18 protein-coding genes and 1 tRNA gene are annotated in these 21,827 nt (G+C 72.7%); 8 read left to right on the forward strand and 11 right to left on the reverse strand.

Annotated features, from left to right (window positions below):
- Positions 1 to 23: 23 nt before the first annotated feature.
- The 6 genes from WME96_RS19435 to WME96_RS19460 all read right to left on the reverse strand — a co-directional run bounded on the left by WME96_RS19435 (position 24) and on the right by WME96_RS19460 (position 5,175).
- A complete protein-coding gene (locus tag WME96_RS19435; RefSeq protein WP_437291598.1) occupies positions 24 to 350 on the reverse strand; it encodes a hypothetical protein in 327 nt (108 codons plus the stop codon).
- Positions 351 to 709: 359 nt separating this feature from the next.
- The gene (locus tag WME96_RS19440) at positions 710 to 2,002 is read right to left on the reverse strand and encodes a serine/threonine-protein kinase (RefSeq protein WP_437291599.1); all 1,293 of its coding nucleotides are present in this window, start codon (positions 2,000 to 2,002) and stop codon (positions 710 to 712) included.
- 12 nt (positions 2,003 to 2,014) lie between these two features.
- A complete protein-coding gene (locus WME96_RS19445) occupies positions 2,015 to 2,770 on the reverse strand; it encodes a zinc ribbon domain-containing protein (protein ID WP_061618622.1) in 756 nt (251 codons plus the stop codon).
- A 35-nt stretch (positions 2,771 to 2,805) separates the two neighbouring features.
- Positions 2,806 to 2,879 (reverse strand) — tRNA-Ile (locus WME96_RS19450).
- A gap of 255 nt (positions 2,880 to 3,134) precedes the next feature.
- Positions 3,135 to 4,115 (reverse strand): formylglycine-generating enzyme family protein, encoded by a 981-nt coding sequence (locus tag WME96_RS19455; protein ID WP_437291600.1) that lies wholly within the window; start codon positions 4,113 to 4,115, stop codon positions 3,135 to 3,137.
- 1 nt (position 4,116) lies between these two features.
- Positions 4,117 to 5,175, reverse strand: a complete 1,059-nt coding sequence (locus WME96_RS19460) for a formylglycine-generating enzyme family protein (protein ID WP_437291601.1) — start codon at positions 5,173 to 5,175, stop codon at positions 4,117 to 4,119.
- Positions 5,176 to 5,418: 243 nt separating this feature from the next.
- Between WME96_RS19460 and uvrA the strand changes: the two genes are divergently transcribed.
- Complete coding sequence (gene uvrA / locus WME96_RS19465) at positions 5,419 to 8,373, forward strand: excinuclease ABC subunit UvrA (protein ID WP_437291602.1); 2,955 nt, start codon at positions 5,419 to 5,421, stop codon at positions 8,371 to 8,373.
- A 129-nt stretch (positions 8,374 to 8,502) separates the two neighbouring features.
- On the opposite strand, the gene WME96_RS19470 is transcribed toward uvrA, so the two are convergent.
- Entirely contained in the window at positions 8,503 to 8,865 is a 363-nt protein-coding gene (locus WME96_RS19470; protein WP_433937002.1) for a TraR/DksA family transcriptional regulator, read from the reverse strand.
- Positions 8,866 to 9,300: 435 nt separating this feature from the next.
- Between WME96_RS19470 and WME96_RS19475 the strand changes: the two genes are divergently transcribed.
- Positions 9,301 to 10,281: an NUDIX hydrolase gene (locus tag WME96_RS19475; RefSeq protein WP_437291603.1), complete on the forward strand. Its 981-nt coding sequence runs from the start codon at positions 9,301 to 9,303 to the stop codon at positions 10,279 to 10,281.
- Between the two features lie 16 nt (positions 10,282 to 10,297).
- A complete protein-coding gene (locus tag WME96_RS19480; RefSeq protein WP_061609761.1) occupies positions 10,298 to 10,885 on the forward strand; it encodes a response regulator in 588 nt (195 codons plus the stop codon).
- Between the two features lie 25 nt (positions 10,886 to 10,910).
- Here the strand turns inward: WME96_RS19480 and WME96_RS19485 are convergent, their stop codons facing one another.
- Complete coding sequence (locus WME96_RS19485) at positions 10,911 to 12,728, reverse strand: N-acetylmuramoyl-L-alanine amidase (RefSeq protein WP_437291604.1); 1,818 nt, start codon at positions 12,726 to 12,728, stop codon at positions 10,911 to 10,913.
- Between the two features lie 219 nt (positions 12,729 to 12,947).
- Between WME96_RS19485 and WME96_RS19490 the strand changes: the two genes are divergently transcribed.
- The 3 genes from WME96_RS19490 (at position 12,948) to WME96_RS19500 (ending at position 16,332) form a co-directional block, all read left to right on the forward strand.
- Positions 12,948 to 13,364 (forward strand): YbjN domain-containing protein, encoded by a 417-nt coding sequence (locus WME96_RS19490; RefSeq protein ID WP_437291605.1) that lies wholly within the window; start codon positions 12,948 to 12,950, stop codon positions 13,362 to 13,364.
- Positions 13,365 to 14,304: 940 nt separating this feature from the next.
- Positions 14,305 to 14,847 (forward strand): hypothetical protein, encoded by a 543-nt coding sequence (locus tag WME96_RS19495; protein WP_437291606.1) that lies wholly within the window; start codon positions 14,305 to 14,307, stop codon positions 14,845 to 14,847.
- 90 nt (positions 14,848 to 14,937) lie between these two features.
- On the forward strand, positions 14,938 to 16,332 hold the full coding sequence (locus WME96_RS19500) for a tetratricopeptide repeat protein (RefSeq protein ID WP_437291607.1): 1,395 nt from the start codon (positions 14,938 to 14,940) through the stop codon (positions 16,330 to 16,332).
- A gap of 42 nt (positions 16,333 to 16,374) precedes the next feature.
- Here the strand turns inward: WME96_RS19500 and WME96_RS19505 are convergent, their stop codons facing one another.
- Positions 16,375 to 17,805 carry a sigma 54-interacting transcriptional regulator gene (locus tag WME96_RS19505; RefSeq protein ID WP_437291608.1) on the reverse strand — a complete coding sequence of 477 codons (1,431 nt, stop codon included), beginning with the start codon at positions 17,803 to 17,805 and terminating at the stop codon, positions 16,375 to 16,377.
- A 133-nt stretch (positions 17,806 to 17,938) separates the two neighbouring features.
- Between WME96_RS19505 and WME96_RS19510 the strand changes: the two genes are divergently transcribed.
- Both WME96_RS19510 and WME96_RS19515 read left to right on the forward strand, forming a co-directional pair.
- The gene (locus tag WME96_RS19510; RefSeq protein ID WP_437291609.1) at positions 17,939 to 18,754 is read left to right on the forward strand and encodes a hypothetical protein; all 816 of its coding nucleotides are present in this window, start codon (positions 17,939 to 17,941) and stop codon (positions 18,752 to 18,754) included.
- A gap of 101 nt (positions 18,755 to 18,855) precedes the next feature.
- Complete coding sequence (locus tag WME96_RS19515; RefSeq protein ID WP_437291610.1) at positions 18,856 to 20,079, forward strand: Stp1/IreP family PP2C-type Ser/Thr phosphatase; 1,224 nt, start codon at positions 18,856 to 18,858, stop codon at positions 20,077 to 20,079.
- Between the two features lie 99 nt (positions 20,080 to 20,178).
- On the opposite strand, the gene WME96_RS19520 is transcribed toward WME96_RS19515, so the two are convergent.
- Both WME96_RS19520 and WME96_RS19525 read right to left on the reverse strand, forming a co-directional pair.
- Positions 20,179 to 20,508, reverse strand: a complete 330-nt coding sequence (locus WME96_RS19520) for an FKBP-type peptidyl-prolyl cis-trans isomerase (RefSeq protein WP_437291611.1) — start codon at positions 20,506 to 20,508, stop codon at positions 20,179 to 20,181.
- 115 nt (positions 20,509 to 20,623) lie between these two features.
- The gene (locus WME96_RS19525) at positions 20,624 to 21,745 is read right to left on the reverse strand and encodes a M48 family metalloprotease (RefSeq protein ID WP_437291612.1); all 1,122 of its coding nucleotides are present in this window, start codon (positions 21,743 to 21,745) and stop codon (positions 20,624 to 20,626) included.
- Between the last annotated feature and the right edge of the window lie 82 nt (positions 21,746 to 21,827).

The raw sequence follows: 21,827 nt of genomic DNA on the forward strand, positions 1-21,827 counted from the left end.
TGGGGCCGAGTTTACCGTTGTGCTTACTGCACGTCGATGACCGCCTCGAGCTCCTGCTTCTGCATCAAGCAGTTCGCGGCGCTACAGATGCTGAAGGAGAGCACGCCCGCCACCTTGGTCTTGCCCTTCTTGGACGCGACGAACGGAACCTTCAGGACGCCCTTGTTCTCCTCGAACGTGCCGTCCTCGCGCTTGAGCAGCGGCTTCGGGTACGAAACGCCCTCGGCGGCCGCCTCCGCGACCTTGAACTTGATCGGGTACTTGTCGTTGATGTGGTAGTCGCCCTTCGACAGGAGCGAGACCTCCACGAGCCCCTCCTGGCCGGCCTTGTACGTTCCTGTCGGCTTCATCTCGAGGGTGTAGACCGCATCCTCGACCTTCGACTTTCCGCCCTGAGGTGCAGGGGCGGGCGCCTCGGCTGCGCGAGAGGTCGCCGCTTCGCTCTGGTTACAGCCCGAGCCGAGGGAGGCGAGCCCGGAGAGTGCGATCAGGCCCAGCGCGGCAGAGAGGGGCTTGCGGGTCCGAGTTGAAGGATGAGTGCTCATGGTCAACACAAATAACACAGCGCCGGCGTCCGCGCGAACCTGGGGCCCCCGGCGTCCGGGGAGGACGGGCGCGGCGCGCTTCCAACGTCGAGCGCAACGTCGCACGCGCGCTTTCGACGTCGGGTGCGTCGAGCGCGCCGGAAGCGCGACGGCGCAGCGCGTCTTCAGCGCGAGATCAGCAGGGCGACGAGCGCGCAGAGCAGCACGGCCGCGCCGGCCACAGCAGGCACGACCCACCGCGGCAACCGCTGGGGCACCCCCATCACGATATCCTCGGCGAACGCTTCGGTGGCGCCCGGCGACGGCGCGGCGACCACGGCGGCGACCTGGCGGCCGTCCGCGCCCGCGTGGACCGCGCTCGCGCCCGCGTGGACCGCGCTCGTGCCCTCGGGGGCCTTCGGCGGGCGGCCCAGGAGGGTCGGCAGCGCCGCGCGGATCCTCGCCGCGAGCTCGCCCTGCGGCATGTACGCCCAGTCGCGGTGAGACCCCGCGAGGCCGTACGCGTGACCGACGCCGTCGGCCAGCAAGCCGACGGACTCGAGGCGCGCCTCGGGCATCTTCATGAACGCCCTCTCCATCACCGCGTCGAGCGAGGCGGGCACCCCGTACGCCTTGCCCGCCTCGCTCGGGGGCAGCGGGTTGCTGCCCATGATGGTCACGAGGATCATCGGGCCGGTCGACGCGTGGAACGGGACGCGCCCCGTGACGCACTCGAAGACGATCGCCGCGACCGACCAGACGTCGGCGCGATGATCGAGCGCGAGCAGCCCCTGCGCCTGCTCGGGCGACATGTAGAACGGGGAGCCGATCGTCGTGCCGACGACGGTCAGCTTCTTCGCGCCCTCGCTGTTGTCGCGCACGCTGCCGAAGTCGAGGATCTTCACCCGGTCACCGTCGCGCGTGCCGACGAGGAAGATGTTGTCCGGCTTGAGATCGCGGTGGACGACCTTGCGCTCGTGCGCCTCCGCGAGGCCGAGCGCGAGCTGCGACAGCATCCGCACGAGGCGCTCGGGTGGCAGCACCTTGTCGCGCTTGAGGACCGTCCGCAGCTCCTCGCCCTCGAGGTACTCCATGACGAGCGCGAAGCTCTGGTCTTCGGTCTTCTCGAAGCCGAGCACCTCGACGATGTGCTCGTGCGGCAGCGACGCGCTGACCTCGAACTCGCGGTGAAACCGCTCGACGCTCACCTCGTCGAGCGCGACCTCGGGGTGGAGGATCTTCAGGGCCACGCTGCGGCCGGCCCGGAGATCGAGCGCCTGGTAGACGCGCCCCATGCCCCCGTCCGCGACGATCCGCCAGATCTGGTAGCGCCCGCCGCAGAGGGTCGCGCCGACGCGCCTGTCCTCAGGGTGCCTGGGCGGCGGCGCCTCGGCGACGGGGATGAGGCGCTGGCCGTCGACCGGGCAGAAGCCGCTGTCGTGCGAAAAGAGCCTGAAGCAGGCGGAGCAGGTCTTCAAGCCGCCCCCGGGTCAGGCGCGGGAGGGGTCCGCGGGCGGCGCGCTGCCCGGCGCGGGCTCTGGCGGCATGTAGTAGAGGATCCGGTTGCAGTTCGGGCACCGCTCGAACTCCTCCTGGCGGCGCATCTTCTGGAACATCATCGGCGGCACGGACAGGTGGCAGCCGAGGCAGGTGCCGTCATACGTGCGGGCGATCGCGACGGGCCTGCGCGTGCGGATCGACTCGTAGCGGCGGTACAGGACGACCGGCAGCTTGCTGACCACCTGCTGGCGCGCCTCGGCGCGCTGCGCGCGCTCGGCCTCGAGCGCGGCCAGCGACGCCTGCGTCCCCGGCGCGCTGCCGTCGATCGCCCCCGCGAGCTCCACGCGCTTCGCCTCCGCCTGATCGATCGCCCCGCGCGCGCCCTCGGCGGCCGAGTTCAGCCGCTCGATCTCTTCCTCGCGATCGCGGTGCAGCTTGCGCAGCTCCTCGATCTCGCGCTGCGCCGCGTTCGACTCGCGCTCGTTGCGGGAGCGCTGGAGCTTCTCCCGCGAACGCTCGATCTGGTTCGCCATCTGGCGGAACTCGACGACGAGCTCGGATCGCGTCTTCTCCATCGCCGCCAGGGTCTCGCGATCGCCCTTCAGCCGCTCCTCTAGCCGCTTCAGCTCGGACCGCATCCCTTCCAGGCTGCCGCGCTGCTTGTCGAGCTGCTCATCGATGCGGCGGATGTCGCTGTCGATGGCCGACAGCTCTTCGAGGAATGCGATCTGCTCGCGGATGCTCACGTGATTCCTTGTCTCCTTCTGTTTCGTGGCTTTCGTGGGCCCACCTGGACTCGAACCAGGAACAGCCCGGTTATGAGCCGGGGGCTCTGACCGATTGAGCTATAGGCCCTGGTGCGAAGGCGAGCTCCTGTTCGAGCCCGCCCGTTGAAGCACCGGCGGACAACGTAGTCCAAGCGGCGCGCCGTTGGAAGGGGAGCGGTTTGGCCGGACCGGGTTGGCCGCGCCGCGGCCGTGGTTCCAGCGCGGTCCGCGCTGGCCCGGCCGCCAGGGGGCCAGCCGCGAGACGGCGCCCCCGGGCCGCGCGCCGGGCCCATCGCCGGCGCAGAGCCGCCCACGCCACCTCCAGACAGCCCCCGGACCGACCCTACCGCCCGCCCGGATCGGCCATCGGGCTGCGGCGCGGGATCCGTGCTGTCTTGTCCGCCGGCGCCACGGCCTTGCCCCCGTCGAGCGTGTCGGCGCAGCACCGGAACCCGACCTGGTAGAAGCGGAACCACCGGTTGTGCGTCGAGGTGACCGGACGGCACCTCGACCGGATCGGCCCCCAGTAGCCCCCCTTCAGCGTCGACCGGAACGGCTTGTCGTCCAGCTTGCCGAGCGAGTTGTTGACCCACTCGTCGACGTTGCCGGTCATGTCGCGCACGCCGAACGGGCTCACGCACCGGTGCATCTCCCCGGACGCGACGCGGCGGTCGAGCCGCTCGACCTCCGCGGAGATCTTCCACGGATCGGAGAACACCTCGAGCACGGGCATCGCGATCTTCCGGTCGATGTTGCAGGCCTCGGGATCGCGCGCGATTCCGTAAGGATAGGGCCACATCTGCGGGCCCTCGCACGCGAACTCCCACTCCTCGACGGAGCAGAGCCGCTTGCCCTCGGCCGCGCACGCGCGCTCGGCGTCGAGCCAGCTCACCATCACCGCCGGGCGGACGCCCTCGATGTTCGGGTACTCGAAGACGTCGATGCAGAAGCGCCGATGCTGGAGGCGCCCCTCGCAGAGGACCTCGGGCTCGAACCGCGCGCAGATGTCCTTCTCCTCGTCGATGTAGGCGGCGCAGTGGTGCCCGACGTAGGGGCAGTAGATGCCGTCGACGAGCACCATGCCCGCCAGGCACGCCGTGGCGCTCGCCGGGTTCACGCGCACGTACGCGGGCAGCGGCGGGGGCGCCGGCGGCGTCAGCGCGGACACGGGCGGCGCCGGCTCCGGCGGGGCGAAGCTCACCGGCGGCGACGCGCTCGCGGCGTCGAGCGGCTCCCGCGGCCTCTGGAAGCGGGGTGCGAAGAGGAGCGCGCTCACCAGGGCGGCGACGGCGAGGGCGGCGATGAAGGCGATGCGCTCGCGCATGTCAGTCGTACACGTCGTCCTTCTCGCCGTCGCGATCGATGAACGGCCGCGGCGGAGGCGTGACGATGCCGTCGACCGTGTCGGCGCAGCAGCGGAAGCCGGCCTGGTAGAACTTGAAGGTCGGCCCGTGCCCCCCGGTCGTGAGGCGGCAGGTGTTCCGGACCGGCCCCCAGTAGCCGCCGTTGAGCGTGGCCGGGCGCGCCGTGTCCGGGTCGTCGGCGAGGTTGTCGGTCCACTCGTCGACGTTGCCGGAGAGGTCGTACGCGCCGTAAGCGCTGATGCAGTTCGGGTGCGACCCGATCGGATCGGCCTGCCATAGCCGGGCGATCTCGCCCTCGCGCGTCGCCTCGTCCTGGATCGCGCCGATGTCGAACGCGATCGCGGCGCGGTCGATGTTGCAGGGGCTGGGCGTGCGCACGAAGCCCCAAGGATACGGCAGGCGCTTCGGCCCTTCGCAAGCGAGGATCCACTCGGAGCGCCGGCAGAGCCGCTTGCCCACCGAGGCGCAGAGCGACCTCGCCTCGTGCCAGTCGACGTACACGCGCGGGAGCTCGCCGACCCGGTTCGGCCACTCGTGGCGGTCGATGCAGAAGCGCCGGGGATCCACGGCCGCCTGGCACCGGGCGCCGCGCGCGTACTCGGGGCAACCGTGGCCGACCCCGTCGCCCCCGCGCGCGCAGATGTACGGAAGGGACGGGCAGAAATCGCCCTCCACGAGGGTCATGTCGGCCGGGCACGCGGCGCGCGCCGCAGGGTCGTCCGCGAACGGGTCGACCAGCGGGGCCGCGGACGCCCGCCGGCGCGCTGCGCGCGGGGCCGGCGCCTCGGCGAGCGCGCCCGGCGCCGATGGGGCGGTCCCCCGCGCGCGGGCGGCCGCGCCGGGCGCGGGCGGCGGGGCGGCGGACGGCGAGGGGGCGGGCAGCGCCGCAGGCGCGGTGGAACGCGGCGCGGCAAGGCGCCCGGGCGGAGAGGACGGCATGAGCAGCAGCGCGTCGAGCTCAGGCGCGTACCGCGCCAGGAGCGCGACCGCGCCGAGCGCAACGCCGGCGCCGACCGCCATCAGGACACTCCTCAAGCGCGCTTCCACGTCACCCCGCGCGCCCCCTCATAGTCCAGCTTGCAGCGCAGCGACGTGAGAAGAATCGCAAGACCTCAGGAAGACCTTGCCCGCCGCGCCGCGCCACGGCGCGCCGGTGTGGCGCGCCCCGAGGCATGGCGAGCAAGGAGCACCGGGGAGCGTCGCGCGGCGAGCAGGAGCGCCGCCACGCCCGCTTCCGTGTGTGATAGCTCTCCGGTTCCCCCTATGGATCGACTGGTCGTTCGAGGCGCTCGGCAGCACAACCTCAAGAACGTCAGCGTGTCGCTTCCGCGCGACCGCCTGGTGGTGATCACCGGCCCGAGCGGCTCGGGCAAATCGTCCCTGGCGTTCGACACCATCTACGCGGAGGGACAGCGCCGCTACGTCGAGTCGCTCTCCGCCTACGCGCGGCAGTTCCTCGAGCAGCTCTCCAAGCCCGACGTGGAGTCGATCGAGGGCCTCTCGCCCGCGATCGCCATCGAGCAGCGCGCGCTCGCGAAGAGCCCGCGCTCGACCGTCGGCACCGTGACGGAGATCTCGGATTACCTCCGGCTGCTCTTCGCGCGGGTCGGCACCCCGCACTGCCCCGCCTGCGGCAAGCGGATCGAGGCGCAGACCGTGCAGCAGATCGTCGACCGTATCCTCGACTTCGGGGACAAGACGCGGGTCACGATCATGGCGCCCATCGCGCGGGGTCGCCGCGGCGAGCTGAAGCTCGACATCGAGCGGCTGCGCCGCGAGGGCTTCGTGCGCGCGCGCATCGACGGCGAGATCGTCGACCTCGGCGACGAGATCGTCCTCGACCGGACGCGCGCCCACGACCTCGACGTGGTCGTGGACCGGATCGTGGTCAAGGAGGGCATCAAGGGCCGGCTCACCGACTCGGTCGAGCTCGCCCTCAAGCTGGGCGAGGGCCGGCTGCTCGTCGACATCTCCAGCGAGGGCATGAAGATCGAGCCGCTCTGGATGAGCGAGCGCTTCGCGTGCATCGACTGCGGCATCTCGCTGCCGCCGATCGAGCCGCGGATGTTCTCCTTCAACGGCCCCCACGGCGCATGCCCCGCCTGCGACGGCATCGGCGCGCGGACCCGCATCGACCCGGACCGCGTCGTCCCCGACCCGCGACGCACGCTCCGCGAGGGCGCCGTGGTGGCATGGGGCCGCCGCGGATCGCTCTCGCTCGCCGCGGAGACCGACCGGGCCGTGACCGCGCTCGGCTGCGATCCCGACGTCCCGTGGGCGAAGCTGCCGGCGGCCGTGCGCCAGGCGATCCTCGAGGGGAGCGAGCCAGGGGGCGGCCGGGGGAAGAAGAAGGCCGCGTACGAGGGGATCATCCCGAGGCTCGAGCGCCTGCTCAGCGCGGGCGAGCCCGCCCTCGACGACGAGGAGGAGGCCGATCCCGACGAGGACAGCGCCGCGCTCTCCGACGAGATCGGCCGCTTCGTCATCACGCGGGTGTGCGACGCCTGCGACGGCAAGCGCCTGCGCCCGGAGGCGCTCGCCGTGCGGCTCGGCGATCGCAACATCGCCGACGTCGGCACCCTGCCGCTGCGCACGCTGCGCGTCTTCCTCGAGGATCTCATGCCGCCGAGGGACGGGGCGCCGCGGGCCGGCGGCGCGGCGGGCGAGGCGCCGGCCGACGGCGGCCTCGCGCCGCGCGAGCGCGCGATCGCGGAGCCGCTGCTCCGGGCGGTGATCGCCCGCCTCGGCTTCCTCATCGACGTCGGGCTCGACTACCTCACGCTGGACCGCTCCGCGCAGACCCTCTCGGGCGGCGAGGGGCAGCGCATCCGCCTCGCGACGCAGATCGGAGCCGCGCTCGTCGGCGTGCTCTACGTGCTCGACGAGCCCTCGGTCGGCCTGCACGCGCGCGACAACACGCGCCTGCTCGAGGCGCTCCGCCGGCTCGTGGACCTCGGGAACACCGTGGTCGTCGTCGAGCACGACCGCGACGCGATCCTCGCGGCCGACCACGTCGTGGACATGGGCCCGGGCGCGGGCGTGCACGGCGGCAACGTGGTGGCGCAGGGGACGCCCGAGGAGCTGAGCGCCGATCCCGCGTCGATCACGGGCCCGTACCTCAGCGGGAAGAAGCAGCTCGCGATCCCGACGAAGCGCCGGCGCCCCGACGAGCGCTTCATCCGCGTGGCCGGCGCGCGGGCGCACAACCTCCGCAACGTGACGGCGGACATCCCCGTCGGCCTGTTCTGCACGGTCACCGGCGTGTCCGGCTCGGGGAAGTCGAGCCTCATCGTCGACACGCTGTTGCCGGCCGCGAAGAACGAGCTCTACCGGAGCTCCGCCCCGATCGGCGCGTGCGACGGGATCGAGGGCCTCTCGCACATCGACAAGGTGATCTCGATCGATCAGGCCCCGATCGGCCGCACGCCGCGGTCGAACCCGGCGACGTACACGGGGGTCTTCGGGCTGCTGCGCGAGCTCTACGCGGGCCTCCCGGAGGCGAGGACGCGCGGGTACAAGGCGGGCCGCTTCTCGTTCAACGTGAAGGGCGGCCGCTGCGAGGCCTGCCAGGGCGACGGGGTGCTCCGGATCGAGATGCACTTCCTGCCCGACATCTTCGTCACCTGCGAGACGTGCGGCGGGCGCCGGTACAACCGCGAGACGCTCGAGGTGCTCTACCGCGGGATGTCGATCGCCGACGCGCTCGACCTCACGGTCGAGCAGGCGATCGAGCAGTTCGAGGCGCTCCCCCGCGTGCGGGAGCGGCTCGCCGCGCTCGCGCGGGTGGGCCTCGGTTACATCACGCTGGGGCAGCCCGCGACGACGCTCTCGGGCGGCGAGGCGCAGCGCGTGAAGCTCGCGCGCGAGCTCGCGCGCAAGGCCACCGGCCGCACGCTCTACGTGCTCGACGAGCCGACGACGGGCCTGCACTTCTCGGACATCGAGGTGCTCACCGCGAGCCTCATGAGCCTGCGCGACGCCGGGAACACCGTCCTCGTGATCGAGCACAACCTCGACGTGATCGCCTGCAGCGACTGGGTGATCGACCTCGGCCCCGAGGGCGGTGAGCGCGGCGGCACCATCGTGGCCGCGGGCACCCCGGAGGAGGTGGCGCAGGAGGAGGCGTCGTTCACCGGCGCGTACCTGCGCGAGGTGCTCGCGGCGGCCAAGCGCCGCAGCCCGCAGCCGCCGCGCGGCCGCACAGCGGCTCGCAAATAACACGACGGGCGTGGCCCCGCCCGGTCCGCATGACATGGACCCGAGGCGGGAGCGCACGCCCGTACGACGCGGAGAGCCCCTCGCACGCTGGCGGCCGCCGCTCCGGCAGCCTCCCCGCGCGGCGCGGCGTCAGCCGTAATCCTTCTCGACCCTCTCCTGATCCTCTTTGCAGCGGATGCAGAGGCTCGTCTCGGGGCGCGCCTCGAGGCGCTTCGCCGAGATCTCCTCCTCGCACTCCTCGCACTTGCCGAACGAGCCGTCCTCGATCTTCACGAGCGCCTTCTGGATCTTGTCGAGGAACGATTTCTCGCGGCCCCGGAGGCGGAACGTGAACGACTGCAGGTACTCGCTCGAGGCGAGATCCATCTCGTCCGGGAGATCGTTCGCGTCGAGCATCATGTCTTCGGTCAGCGTCTGCTTGGCCTTCTTGACGATCTCGTCGCGCTTCGTCTCAAGCAGGGTCTTGAACTTTTTCAGCTGGGCCTTGTTCATAGGTCCTCTCGCGTCGAATGCGCCGTGCGGCGCTGCCGTCTTAGCTCCCTGGCGCATGCAAGCCGCGGGGCGCTGACCCCCCGGCTGCTGGAACGGGGCTTTCGGCTCCGCGACATGTCCGGAGAGGCCAGACAGCCTCCCGAAAATGCGAGGCGCGGGATTCTAAGCGTGAGGGTCGAGCCCGTCAACGACGCCTCCGTCAAAGGCGGAGTTCGCCCGTGATACGCGGCGAACACCACACGATTCGTCAATCACACGCCCACGGCCGCGATCGATCGCGCGCCGCGGCATCGGCGTCGGGAGAGGTTGGAAAGCGTCTACGGGAAGCCCCCGAGCAGCCGGAAAGGGCGGCCGCTTTGGCCTCAAACAGGCATGCTCACCGCAGAGCACGCCGGAAAAGAGACGCAGAGGACGGTTTGACGAAAGACAGCTCACGTGGAACAAATTTATCCTAGATTGCTGGATTTTGATCAGAACCGAAACCCGGTACGACCTCGCGACGCCGCCACGGTGATCGTCCTCCGTGACGGTCGCGCTGGGCTCGAGGTGTTCTGCGTGCGCCGCCACGCGAGCTCGAGCTTCATGGGGGGCGCCGTGGTGTTCCCCGGTGGGAAGGTGGACGCGCAGGACGGCGCGGAAGTCTGGAGGGATCGGGCGACCGAGCCGCCGGCGCGCGCCGCGGCGTTCGCGACGGAGGAGGCGCCGGCGCGGGCGCTGTGCGTGGCGGCGTGCCGCGAGACGCTGGAGGAAGGGGCGATCCTGCCGACCGACCTGCCGCTGTCCGGCGACGAGATCGACGCGGTCGGGCGGGAGCTTGCCGCCGGGACGTCGCTCGACGCGGCCCTCGAGCGGCGTGGCCTGAAGCTCGCTCTCGAGGCGCTCGTCCCATGGGCACGATGGATCACGCCCCTCGCCGAGCCGCGCCGCTTCGACGCGCGCTTCTTCCTGCTGCCGCTGCCGCGGGGCCAGGTCGGGCGACACGACGGGTACGAGACGACGATGAGCTTCTGGGCCGCGCCGCCAGCGGTCCTGGAGCGCGCCGAGCGTGGCGAGATCTTTCTCGCCCCGCCGACTTCACGCACGCTCGAGCTGCTGTCCGCGGCCGCGGACGTGCGCAGCGCCGTGGCGCTGGCGGAGCGCCAGTCGCTCCTGCCGATCTGCCCGCGCTTCGTCCCGGGCGATGGGGTCGAGCCGCCGTACCTGGCGCTGCCGGGAGATCCCTCGCACGAGACGCGCGAGCGGCACGCCGAGGGTCCTACCCGTTATGTCCTGCGCGACGGACGCTTCGTCGCCGAAGAGCCCTGCGCCCGCGGATCCCCGATCCACATCAAACAGGAACGAGAGCCCGGATCCACCCGTGCCGACCAGTCTCGAAGCCCCCCGGACGAATGCCCCCTCCGTACCGGCGACGCCTGATCTCGAGGAGTGAGCCATGGAAACGAACCCGAAAGAGAACACGACGCAGCCCGAGCTGTTCACCGCGAGCGACGTCGCGCGCTTTTGCCAGGTGGACCTCAAGACCATCCACAACTGGGCGGACAAGGGGGAGATCCGCCACTTCCGCACGCCCGGACGGCACCTCCGTTTCCGGCGGCTGGACGTGCTCGATTTCCTCCGAAAGTACGGCTACCCGATCCCGGAGATCCTCCGGATGGGCAAGCCGAAGGTCGTCGTGGTCGACGACGACCCCGCCGTCCTCGCCGCGCTCCGCAAGACCCTCTCGCGGAGGTTCGACCTGACGACCTTCCAGGATCCGTTCGACGCGCTCGTCGCGGTGGGCAACCTGCAGCCCGACGCGCTCATCCTGGACGTCATGATGCCGGGCCTCGACGGGGTGCGCTGCCTGGAGCGCCTCCGGTCGATCGACGCGACCTCGCACATCCGCTGTATCGTGTACTCGAACCACGAGGAGATGAAGAAGAACGCGACCGAGGCCGGCGCCTACGACTTCATCAAGAAGGGCGAGGCCGGCGAGCTGCGCGACTCGCTCGAGCGGCTCATGGGCCTCGAGCGAGGCTGAGCCGCGCGCGGGGCGGCGGCGCCCCTCACTTGCCCTCGCGGTAGGCGCGGATCGCGTTCACGATGGCGTCCGCCATCTTCTGCCGGAAATCAGCGGTGGCGAGGCGGGCCTCGTCCTCGGGGTTCGAGATGAACGCGGTCTCGAACAGGGCGGCGGGCATGTCGGCGCCCGCGAGGACGAAGAAGCCCGCGCCCTTCACGCCCTGATCCTTCGTGTCGGGGTAGCGGGGCGCGAGCGAGGCGAGCGACGAGCGCTGGAGGAGCTCGGCGAAGTGGCGCGAGCGGGCCGCCATGTCGCCGACGTTGAGGTTCGACAGGATCGCCTCCACCTCGAGGCGGGCGTCGGGATCGCCGGGGTCGACGCCCTGCCCTGCCCTGGCGGCGCGGGGGGCGTTCTCGCGCGCCGCGAGCTTCGCCGACGGCGCCTCGGCGTCGCGCGACGGCGCGAGCGAGAAGGTCTGGACGCCGCGCGCACGACCGTTGTCGCTCGCGTTGCAGTGGATCGAGACGAACAGGTCCGCGTGGAACGCGTTGGCGCGCGCGGTGCGGAGCTCGAGCGGGACGTAGACGTCGCTGTCGCGGGTGAGGAGCGTCTCGATCTTGAGCTCGCGCGCGAGGAGCGGGGCGACGCGGTGGGCGACGTCGAGCGTGACGTCCTTCTCCTTCAGGCCGGTGGGGCCGACCGCGCCGGTGTCGTTGCCGCCGTGCCCCGGATCGATCGCGACGCGCCGGACCTCGCGCGCGCCGCCGGCCTTGCGCTCGTCGTCGCGCACGGGCGGGCGGGTGCTCACGTCGATGACGATCCGGAACGGGTCGGGCAGGTAGAAGACCCGGCGGTACAGGTCGGGGGCGAGATCGAGGACGACGCGCGTCCCCTTCGGCTGAACGCCGACGCGCACCCGCCGCAGGACGCCGCCGACCTCGATCTCCCGCGCGACGCCGCGCGACGTCGCGCGCGCGATGTCGACGAAGACGCGGGCGTCCTTGCCGGCGCTCTCGTCCGCGGGGAGCGTGCCCACGTCGAACGTCGTCGGCCCTGAGAGCTCGACCACGACGCGCGCGCCCTTGTCCGAGCCGTGCCGCTCGATCCCGGTGATCTTCACCGGGCCGGAGGGCGCGGGCGCCCGGGGGGCGACGACCAGATCGCCGCCGCCGGCGTCGGCGGTCGTCACCTGCACGGGCGGCGCGCTCGCGGCGCTCGCCGGCGCGGCGGAGGAGACGGTCGCGGGCCCCTGGGCGAGCGCGAGCGCGATGCCCTCGACGCGGTGTCCCTCCTGCTCCAGCGCGCGCAGCGCCTCGCCGCTGGGCCGGTACGCGGCCGCCTGTGCGAGCGCGACAGCGATCGCGCCGAGGCACGGCGAGCGCGAGGGCGGCGCGCCGCCGGACGGCGCGGGCGGGGCGAGGGCCGCGTAGCGCCGCGAGACCAGGTAGAGCTCGCGGTACGCGGCGGCCGCGTCGCGGGCGAGCTCGCCGGCGAGCAGCGCGCGGCGGCGCTCGGCCTGGCACGCGCGCTCGACGTGGGCCGGCTCGGCCGAGGCGCGGAAGGCGGTCGCCGCCGCGGCGTAGAGCTCCATCGCCTCGCGCGCGTCGGTGGCCGCCTGATCGAGGCGGAAGAGGCGCACGCGAAGATCGCCGGCGAGCTCCGCCAGCGAGGCCGCCTGCGCCGAGGCCCCGGCGCGCGACGACGCGATGGCGACCGCATCGGCGAGGGCGACCGTCTCGGCGCGAGGTGGGAGCCGCGCGCCTGGATCGAGCAGCGCGACGGCGCGTTGCTCGTCGGAAGGCGCGGCCGGCGCGGCGGGCGCGCCGCCCTCCGCGCTGCACCCGAGCGCGTGCGCGATCACCGCAAAAAGCGTGATCTTCGTGAACGCCAGGGCGTTACGATGGGGCTGCGCTGGGCAGGTCTGCTGCCGACTCGCCGGGTCGGCGCTGTCAGCCCTGCGCGACGAGAGAACGGCCATACGTCCCGGAGGTTTCACGTGCCCGACCTCACGCCCACTTCATCCACAGCACCCCTCTACGCGGACCGCGCGTCGGGGGAGAGGTTTGCCGACGCGACGAGCATGGTCAACGCGTATCTCGCCCGGTACGCCGCGAGCTCTCGGGGCGGTGCCGGGTCGCCGGGCGGCGCGGGCGCGAACACGCTCGACGAGACGGGGTACGCGCAGCTCCAGCACGGGAGCGCGACGATCGGCGTCAACGTGCTGGAGGCGCAGGGCGTCCTGATGGTGTTCTCGCCCATCATGGCCGTGCCCCTGACCGGGCGCGAGGCCTTCTACCGTCGGCTCCTGGAGCTCAGCTTCATCGCCACCTCCGACGCGGCCTTCGCGATCGACAGGTCGCGCAACGAGGTGGTGGTGCGCTGCCTGCGGAGGCTCAGCGCGCTCGAGTACGAAGAGTTCGAGGATATCATCACGACGGTGAGCCAGGTCGCCGACACCTGGGATGACGCGCTGCTGCGGGAGATCCGCGGCGGATGAGCCGCTCGGCGCGTGCCTGGAGCGCCCGGGCCCCTCACGTGGGGGGCTGGCGGCGCGCGGATCGGTCGCGAGATTGCGGTGCGGCTGACGCGGGTGGTAAGTTCTTGCCGCGATGACTGCGGGGGAGCGACCGACGACCGCGGAACCTGAAGAACGCTCCCTCTCTGCGGAGGAAGCCGAGCGGATCGCGTCCTCGATCCGGCCATCCTGGGAGGCGTTCGACGAGCTGCCGTTCGGCCGGGGAGAGGCGCGCGGCAGCGCCCCCGGAACGGAGGCCGGCGCCCCCGGAGCGGCGCAGCCGGCGGCACCGGCGGCGGCAGCCCCCGCAGAGGCCCCCGAGCCGAGGCGTGAAGCCGCGACGGCGCCTTCCCCGGCGGCACCAGCGGCGCCTGCCGCGGCATCGGCGGCGACCGCGGCGGCACCTGCTGCGGCCGTGCGCGAAGCACCCCCGGCGGGCGCGTCCGCGGTGTCGGACACCGTGATCGACGGCGTTCCGACCATCGCCGTCGGAGACGACCCGCAGGCATCTCCCGCACCGGAGGCCGGGTCCCGAGGCGCCGGAGGATCGGGCAGCGGCGGTGAGCATTCACCTCAGCCGCTCGCGCCCCCCGAGGACGCGGGCAGCGCAGCGAGCGCTGTCGCTGCGGGTGCGCCCGAGGCCGCCGCCGGGAAGCGGGGCGAGTATCCCGCTCCCGCCGGGAAAACGCGCGTGGGCGTGGGCGAGCCGGATGCCGTGGCCGATGCGCGGGCCGCCGCGCCGGACGCGGTAGCCGGCGGACGGGTCGCCGAGCCGGATGCCGTGGCCGACGCGACGGCCGCCGAGCCGCGGGCGGCCCCGGCGGCTGCCCCTTCCCCGCCTCCCGTGGAGGAACCGCGGTCGACGCGGGCGACGCGCACACGCTCGCGCGCCGGGCAGCCGGCGGCGGGGAGCGCCGACGCCGTGGCCACGTCCGCTGTACGCACGGAAGACCACGATCCGATCGAGCTCCCCGTGTCCGGGCCGAACAAGACGGCGCTGCGGCTCGGCATCGCGGTCGTGGGCGCGGCCTTCCTGTTCTTCGTTGGCCGCGCGATCCTCGCCCCAGACCGCGACGACGCGGGCGCCGATCGCAGCCCGACGCCGGCGTCGCCTGCGGCGGAGACGCCGCCTGTCGTGGAAGCGCCGCCCGCGACGCCCGCCGCTACCCCGGCCGCCACCTCGCAGGCCACCGCCGTCAGCTCGCCCGCCGTCGCGGGCGACGGCGCCGCGACCACGCCGGCGCCGAGCGCCTCGGCCCCGGCGAGCCCTCCGGCTCCCGCGGCGACGTCGGCCTCCTCCGCCGCCGCGCCGTCCAGGGCCGGCGCGACACCCACGGCGCCGACGCCTGCGCCGAAGGCGACGACCTCTGCGAAGAAGCCTGCGCCCGAGGCGCCGACGCAGCGTGGAACGAGCTCGACCGGCGGCACCAAGACCGGCGGCATCATCCGCGATGCGCCGTTCTGAAGCGCCCCGGTTCACCACCTCGGCAGCGAGGCTTGCTGCAGTCGTCACCTTCCGCGGGCGCCAACGAGGCGAAGCCCGACCTGAGGAGCCATGAAAACACGCGCCTGCGCCCCCGTCCTCCTGCTCTCGTTCATCGCGCCTGCGCTGCTCACCGAGGCCGGGCTCACCTCCTCCCCTCTCAGCGAGCCGTCGAGCTTCGCGCAGTCGTCCGATCCCGTCACGGAGGTCGCGCGCCAGCGCTACGAGGACGGCGTCAAGGCGTATGACGCGGGTCGCTTCGAGGACGCGCGCACCGCGTTTCGTCAGGTCTACACGCTCAAGCGACACCCGGCGGTGCTGCTCAACCTCGGGCAAAGCGAGCTTCGCTCGAATCACCTGGAGGACGCCGGCAACCACCTCCAGCAGTTCCTGCGCGAGCACACCACCGCGACCCCGGAGCAACGCGCCGCCGCGGAGAAGGCGATCGCCGACGTGAAGAGGAGAACCGGCTTCATCGTCGTGGTCGCCGACGCGAACGGCGCGGACATCAGCATCGACGGCGCCCTCATCGGCAAAGCGCCGCTGCCCGATCCGGTGTTCGTGACCCCGGGCAAGCACACCCTGTTCGCGACGTACCAGGATCGGTCGGCGACCACCCAGGTGGACGCGAAGATCGGCGCGGCCACACCGGCGACGCTCACCCTGGGAACCACCGGCGCCGCCCCCGCGCCGGTCGCCGGCGCGCCGACGCCCGGCACGGCTGCGCCCCCCGCTGCGCCGACGTCGACCTTGCCGGGTACGGCGACGCCGACCCCCGCGCAGCCACCGGTCGCGGGCAGCGCGCAGCCAACCCCCGGCACGGCGGCGCCCGGCGCGGCCACGCCCGGCACGACGGCGCCAGGCACGACGCCCGCCGGCGCGACGGCGCCGAGCGCAACGCCCGTGGCCCCGACGACGTCCGGCGGGTTCACGCTCTCGACGAGCAACACGATGGGCTCGATGGGCCCGGATCAGGCCTCCGGCGGTCGCGAGCCGTTCTTCCACTGGTACAAGCGCAAGCCGCTCGCCTGGGCGGGGACCGGCGTCGCGGGCGTCGGCCTGGTGATGGGGATCGTCGGCACGGCCATCACCACGAGCGCGAGCGGCAACGCCGAGGACATCGGGAACGAGATCAAGGCGTTCGTCGCGAGGAACGAGAGCACGATCCCCGCCAATCGCCGGGCCCAGCCCTGCGGCCGGCGCGAGGATCCCTCGGGCGACCTCCCGGGCTTCGAGAACGCATGCGGGAGCCTCCGAGAGGAGCTCGACAGCTACGACGGCGCGCTCCCCTGGGCCATCACGGGCTGGGTCCTCCTCGGCGTCGGGGTCGTCGGCACCGCGACGTACGCGATGATCGATTGGTACCCGAGCGAGCAGAAGACCGTGGCCGCCGGCCCTCGCGTCACCCGGATCGCGCCGCTCGTGGCGCCCGGCCAGGCCTCCCTCAGCGTCGCCGGGACGTTCTAGCTCCACGGAGCGCCGGCGACGCGCGCCCCCGCGGCGCCGAGCTCACCGCTCCTTCGCAGCGCGGAGCAGATCCCGCATCGTCGAGCGCGGGATCTCCGCGAGGCGCGCGGCGGCGCTGATGTTGCGGCCCACCTCCTCGAACGCGCGGAGCGCGTCGGCCGGCGAGATCTTCCGGCGCGGCGGGGGCTCGCGCTCGGCGATGACGGCCGTGACGTGCTCGGGCAACACATGGCCCTTCGCGCGGAGCGCGGCCTGGATGAGCACGTTCCGTAGCTCCCGCACGTTGCCTTGCCAGCGGTGCGCCCTCAGCGCGACGAGCGCCCCGGGGGAGAGGGGGCGCAGACCGACCTCCGAGCTCGCCAGCAGGTGCTCGGCCAGGAGCGGGATATCGTCGGGCCGCTCGCGCAGCGCGGGGAGCTGGATGCGGCACACCGCGAGCCGCTCGTAGAGATCCACGCGGAAGCGGCGCTCGGCGACGAGGGTCTCCAGCGGCTCGCACGTCGCGACGATGAGCCGCACGTTCACGGGCGTCGGCCCCTCCGATCCGAGCGGGCGCACCACCCCCTCCTCCACGACGCGCAGCAGCTTCGCCTGGACCTCGAGCGAGAGCGACGCGATCTCGTCGAGGAAGAGCGTGCCCTCGTTGGCCTCGACGAACGCGCCCCGCCGATCGCGTGATGCGCCGGTGAACGCGCCCCGCCGGTGGCCGAACAGCTCGGACTCGGCGAGCTCGCGCAGGATGGTGGCGGCGTTCAGGACCACGAACGGCCGATCGGCCCGCGTGCTCTCCGCGTGGATCGCCCGGGCGACCAGGTCCTTGCCGGTGCCCGACTCGCCGCGCAGGAGCACGGGGAGCTGGAGCGGCGCCACCCGCCGCGCCGCCGCGGCGAGCTGGCGCATGGGCCGCGAGCGGCCGACGAGCGACGGCAGCGGCGGCCCCTCCTCGAGCTCGGGCACCTTCCGCGCCGCCTCGATCCACATCGCCGTGCGGCCAATCTCGAAGCAGCCGCCGGGGACGAGCACCGCCTGCCGCACCCGCACGCCGCCGACGCGAACGCCGTTGCGCGAGCCGAGATCCGTCACCTCGATCGACGTGCCACGATGCGCGACCCGGCAGTGGCGAGCGCTCACCGTGGCGTCGCCGATCCTCGCGTCCGCGTCCGGGCCGCTCCCCAGGGTGAGCTCGGCGCCCGGCGCGACGGCGATGTGCGCCGGGGCGCCGCCGACGCGGTGCTCGCACCGAAGCCACACCGTGGCGAGCTCCTCGCGATCGTCCAGGAGCTCGTGCGTGATGTCCCGGATCGGCGGGGCCTCGCCGAGAGGGGCAGCAGGGCCCGGCCAATCGCCGGGGGTGCCGCCGAGATCCGGCTCGGGCAGCGCCGCGACCAGCGCGGAGGGCGCAGCGGCGCCGTGAGCAGACGTAAATGCGGCCAGGGAGCTGTTGTCTTCGCGGAGGAGGGGTGCGTTGTCCATATCCACGAGGTCTGTCGTCGCGGCGCCGGGCGCAGTTGCGTCGCTCGCCTCGTCCGGCCGACATTTCGGCATTCCTTGTCGCAAACCCGCCGCCCCCTTTGCGCTCGCGACCGCGCTGTTCTAGAGGCCGTTCGTGAGATCGCGCTCAACAAGGTGGACCGCGCCGGCGCTCGGCGTGGCGGCGGTAGGCTGGGTGCTCTCGGCCGACCAGGCCCTGGCCCAGCCGGCAGATCAGGGGACGACGACCGCCGCCGAGGAGGACGAGGAGCTCGGACCGGAAGCCGGCGCGAAGCGCCCCGCCGGACCGGACGAACGAACCGGGCACATCCTCCTCCAGGGGCGGGCCGGCTACAGCCAACCGTTCGGCAGCATGGCCGCCGGCCAGCCGGTCAGCGAGAAGGTGTCGGGCGGGCTCGCGTTCGGCGCCAACGTCGGGTTCGGCTTGAGCCGCGTCACCGTCCTGGAAGCGAGCGGCTCCTACGCCATGCTCTCCGCGCCCGGCGGGTGCAACGACTGCTCCGGCCAGAGCCTCGACCTGGGCCTCGGGTTCGTCTACCACGTCGCCCAGGGCCTCGCGATCGACCCCTGGATCAGCTACGGCGTGGGCTACCGCAGGGGCGTCTTCACCTGGTCGGAGGATTCGGCAGCCGGTCCGGTAGCGTCCGACCATGTGTTCCACGGGCTCGATGTCGCCCGCATCGCCCTGGGCGTCGATTTCTACCCCGTGTCGCCCCTCGGCGTCGGGGTGTTCACCGAGCTCGACGCCGGCACCTACCTCTCGCGTCCGGGCGAGCGCTCCGGGGCCGCGGCCTACGGATTCTTCCAGGTCGGCCTGCGTCTCGCGCTGGACCCCGTACCCCGGGGCACGCGTACGCCCTCCGCCTCGGCCGGTGCGTCTCGGAGGATCGCCGGCCATACCGCGAGCCCCGGGGGGGCTGCCCACCGGTAGAGCAGCCGGAATCTGGGCGGTCCGGAGGGCTGGGCAGGTATAATCAGCCGCGAATGGGCGAGTTCAGGACGAGCAGCCGCACCCGACCCGTCGCGGCTGCCGTGACCGACGTTGGACGCCAGCGGAAGCACAACGAGGACAACGTCCTCGTGAAGTCCGAGCTCGGCCTCTTTGTCGTGGCCGACGGCATGGGGGGGCATAACGCGGGCAACGTCGCCAGCGCGCTCGCGACCCGATCGCTCGACAACTTCTTCGAGGCGACCCGGACCGGCGTCCTGCCCGGCCCCGTCCCCGCCGACGAGCAGGAGCTCGACCCGGGAGCGCGGCGCGTCGTCGCCGCGATCCGCAAGGCGAACCACGATGTGTTCGTCATCTCGAACACCTATACCCAGCACCAGGGCATGGGCTCGACGGTGGTCGCCGCCTACGTGTCGTGCGAAACGGAGCAGATCCACGTCGGCCACGTCGGCGACAGCCGCTGCTACCGGATCCGGCAGGGCGAGATCGAGCAGCTCACGAAGGACCACTCGCTCATCAACGATGCCCTCGCCCTCAAGCCCGACCTGAGCCAGGACGAGCTGGCGAGGCTCCCCAAGAACATCATCACGCGCGCGCTCGGCATGAAGGACGCCGTGAAGGTCGACATCCGCTCCGAGCGCATCCAGCCCGGCGACGTTTTCCTGCTCTGCTCCGACGGGCTGAGCGGGATGGTCTCGGAGCAGCAGATCCTCGATGTGTTCGACATCACGCAGGACCCGCACGAGGCCTGCGAGCTGCTCATCGCGATGGCCAACGAGGCCGGCGGGACCGACAACATCTCGGCGCTGATCGTCCGCATCCAGCCCGAGGCGCTCGACGACGTGCAGCTCGACGGCGCGGAGCTCGAGGACACCCGGCCCCATCGCATCGACGAGCTCGGCGCGACGCTCCCGCCGGCGGCGGTGTCCGTCCGCGAGCGGCAGCTGGCTGTCGAGGAGGTCGAGCTCGAAGCGGCCGCGTCTTCGGACAGCGAGCGCATCGCGGCGCAGCAGGTCCACTCCATCGCGGACAGCGGCCTGCGGAGCCAGGCCCAGGGCGCCGCGGGCAGGGCGCCGCGCATGGCCGCCGTGCCGGTCGCGGACCGGCGCTCTCGGGCCGCCGCCGGGTCGGGCCGCTACGCCGCGGTCGCGGCCGCGCCGAGGGCCCCGGTGAAGGAGGCCCCGCCGCCGGCGAAGCCGGCGAAGCGCCCGACCGAGGTGCGCGTCGCGCGGTGCGCGCACTGCAAGCACGAGCTCTTCATCGGCAACCGCTTCTGCGTGGAGTGCGGCGCCCCCATCAAGCCGTGAGCGGCGGCGCGCGCGTCGCCGCGGAGGGCGGCGCGAGCGCTCGCGGCGCCCTCCGAGGCGACGCGAGCGATCCTCAGACGCGCGGGGACGACGCCGCGATCACTTGACCGAGAGCAGCTCGACCTCGAAGAGGAGGGTCGAGTTGGGCGGGATCACGGGCGGGAACCCGCGCGCGCCATAGCCGAGGTCCGGCGGGATCGTCAGCTTGCGGACGCCGCCGATCTTCATCCCGGCGACGCCCTGATCCCATCCCTTGATCACCTGCCCGGCCCCGAGCTTGAACGAGAAGCCCTGGCCGCGGTCGCGCGAGCTGTCGAACTTGCTGCCGTTGGTCAGCGTGCCGACGTAGTGCACCGTCACGAGCTGGCCGTGCTTGGCCTCGGCGCCCGTGCCTTCCTTGACGTCCTCGATCCCGAGCCCTTCTTGCATGGTCGACTCCTTTCGGCGCGATGGGAGGAGCGCCGCGCGGTCGCGTCAAGCCGAAGCAGCGCGCGCCCCCGAAGCGAGCGCACGCGAGCGCGCGTGGGCGCGGAAAAGCCGCGGCTCAGCCGCCGAGGCCGGGGAACGGAAATCCCGTCGCGCCGCCCGTCAGCCGCCAGGTGTTGGCGGTCTGCTGGACGACGGGCTGGCGGAGCAGCGGGTGCGGGTGCGTCTGCTCGAAGGCGAACAGGATCGCGGCGGGCGTGAGCTGGTCGAGCGACGCGAAGAAGCCGAGCGTGAGCATCGCGCCGCCCTCCGTCCACCGGTAGCCCTGCCGCCGCACGCCGGCGCTGAGCAGGTTGTTCACGCCGGCGACGTCCGCCGCGATCTCGTTCGGCTGGTTGAAGACGGGGAGCGCGCGCGACAGCATGCGCCCGAGATCCGCGGGCGTGACGCCGCGGCTCCCGCCCTGCCCGTTCGCGCACCCGGTGTGCCCGAGGTGGTGGTGGCCGAGCTCGTGGCCGAGCACGAACGCGAGCTGCTCGTGGTAGAGCTGGCGCTGCCGCTCGACCTTGCGCGGGTCGGTGTGCTGCGCCGGATCGATGAAGCCCGCCGGCGGCCGGAGGATCGGCTGCCCGGGCCGCTGCCGCTGCGCGAGCATCCGCAGGAACTCGTCGAGCTTCCTCGTCCCGAAGATCTCGTCGGTCGCCTTGAACTGAGCGATCTGCGCCTGGATCTCGAGCAGCCCGTCGGTGATGGCCATGAACGGCATCCGCTGGTCGTCGCAGCCGGCGAACGCGTTCACCTCCCCCACGGTGGGATCGGCGATGAACGGGATGCCCCTCACCTTCTGCTGCGCGCCCGACGGCAGCGCGCCGATCAGCGCGCCCATCACGACGCCGGCCTCGGACTGCAGCCAGGCGACGTTGATGTCGTTGATGGGGTCACCCAGCACCGGCAGCCCGGGCACCGTCGGCAGGTTGAAGGTGGGCGCCGGCGCGGGCCCGGTCTGCGCGGGAGGATACCCGGGCTGCTGCTGCGGGTAGCCGGGCTGCTGCTGCGGGTAGCCGGGCTGCTGCTGCGGGTAGCCGGGCTGCTGCGGATATCCCTGCGGAGGCGCGCCGTACGGCGGGTAGCCCTGGCCGTACGACGGCTGTGACGGCGGACGGCGCGAGCTGCTCCGCTGACAGCCTGCGATCAGTCCGAGAGCCAGAACGAGTGCGCCGATCGGTCGAAGCAGATTCATCGCCGCGAGCATAGCGCACGGAGCGGACGTCAACCTGCGCCCGCCGCGAGCTGGCGTGTCACGCGCGGGCTGCGCGGCGCGG

Source organism: Sorangium sp. So ce406, assembly GCF_051474675.1.
In the GTDB taxonomy this organism is placed as follows: domain Bacteria; phylum Myxococcota_A; class Polyangia; order Polyangiales; family Polyangiaceae; genus Sorangium; species Sorangium cellulosum_G.

Coding starts and splice junctions, on each gene's coding strand:
- WME96_RS19460 (WP_437291601.1), bottom strand. CDS start 5,175: ATGGCGGTCGGCGCCGGCGTTGCGCTCGGCGCGGTCGCGCTCCTGGCG.
- WME96_RS19505 (WP_437291608.1), bottom strand. CDS start 17,805: ATGGACAACGCACCCCTCCTCCGCGAAGACAACAGCTCCCTGGCCGCA.
- WME96_RS19520 (WP_437291611.1), bottom strand. CDS start 20,508: ATGCAAGAAGGGCTCGGGATCGAGGACGTCAAGGAAGGCACGGGCGCC.
- WME96_RS19525 (WP_437291612.1), bottom strand. CDS start 21,745: ATGAATCTGCTTCGACCGATCGGCGCACTCGTTCTGGCTCTCGGACTG.
- WME96_RS19500 (WP_437291607.1), top strand. CDS start 14,938: ATGAAAACACGCGCCTGCGCCCCCGTCCTCCTGCTCTCGTTCATCGCG.
- WME96_RS19480 (WP_061609761.1), top strand. CDS start 10,298: ATGGAAACGAACCCGAAAGAGAACACGACGCAGCCCGAGCTGTTCACC.
- WME96_RS19470 (WP_433937002.1), bottom strand. CDS start 8,865: ATGAACAAGGCCCAGCTGAAAAAGTTCAAGACCCTGCTTGAGACGAAG.
- WME96_RS19455 (WP_437291600.1), bottom strand. CDS start 4,115: ATGCGCGAGCGCATCGCCTTCATCGCCGCCCTCGCCGTCGCCGCCCTG.
- uvrA (WP_437291602.1), top strand. CDS start 5,419: ATGGATCGACTGGTCGTTCGAGGCGCTCGGCAGCACAACCTCAAGAAC.
- WME96_RS19490 (WP_437291605.1), top strand. CDS start 12,948: ATGGTCAACGCGTATCTCGCCCGGTACGCCGCGAGCTCTCGGGGCGGT.
- WME96_RS19435 (WP_437291598.1), bottom strand. CDS start 350: ATGAAGCCGACAGGAACGTACAAGGCCGGCCAGGAGGGGCTCGTGGAG.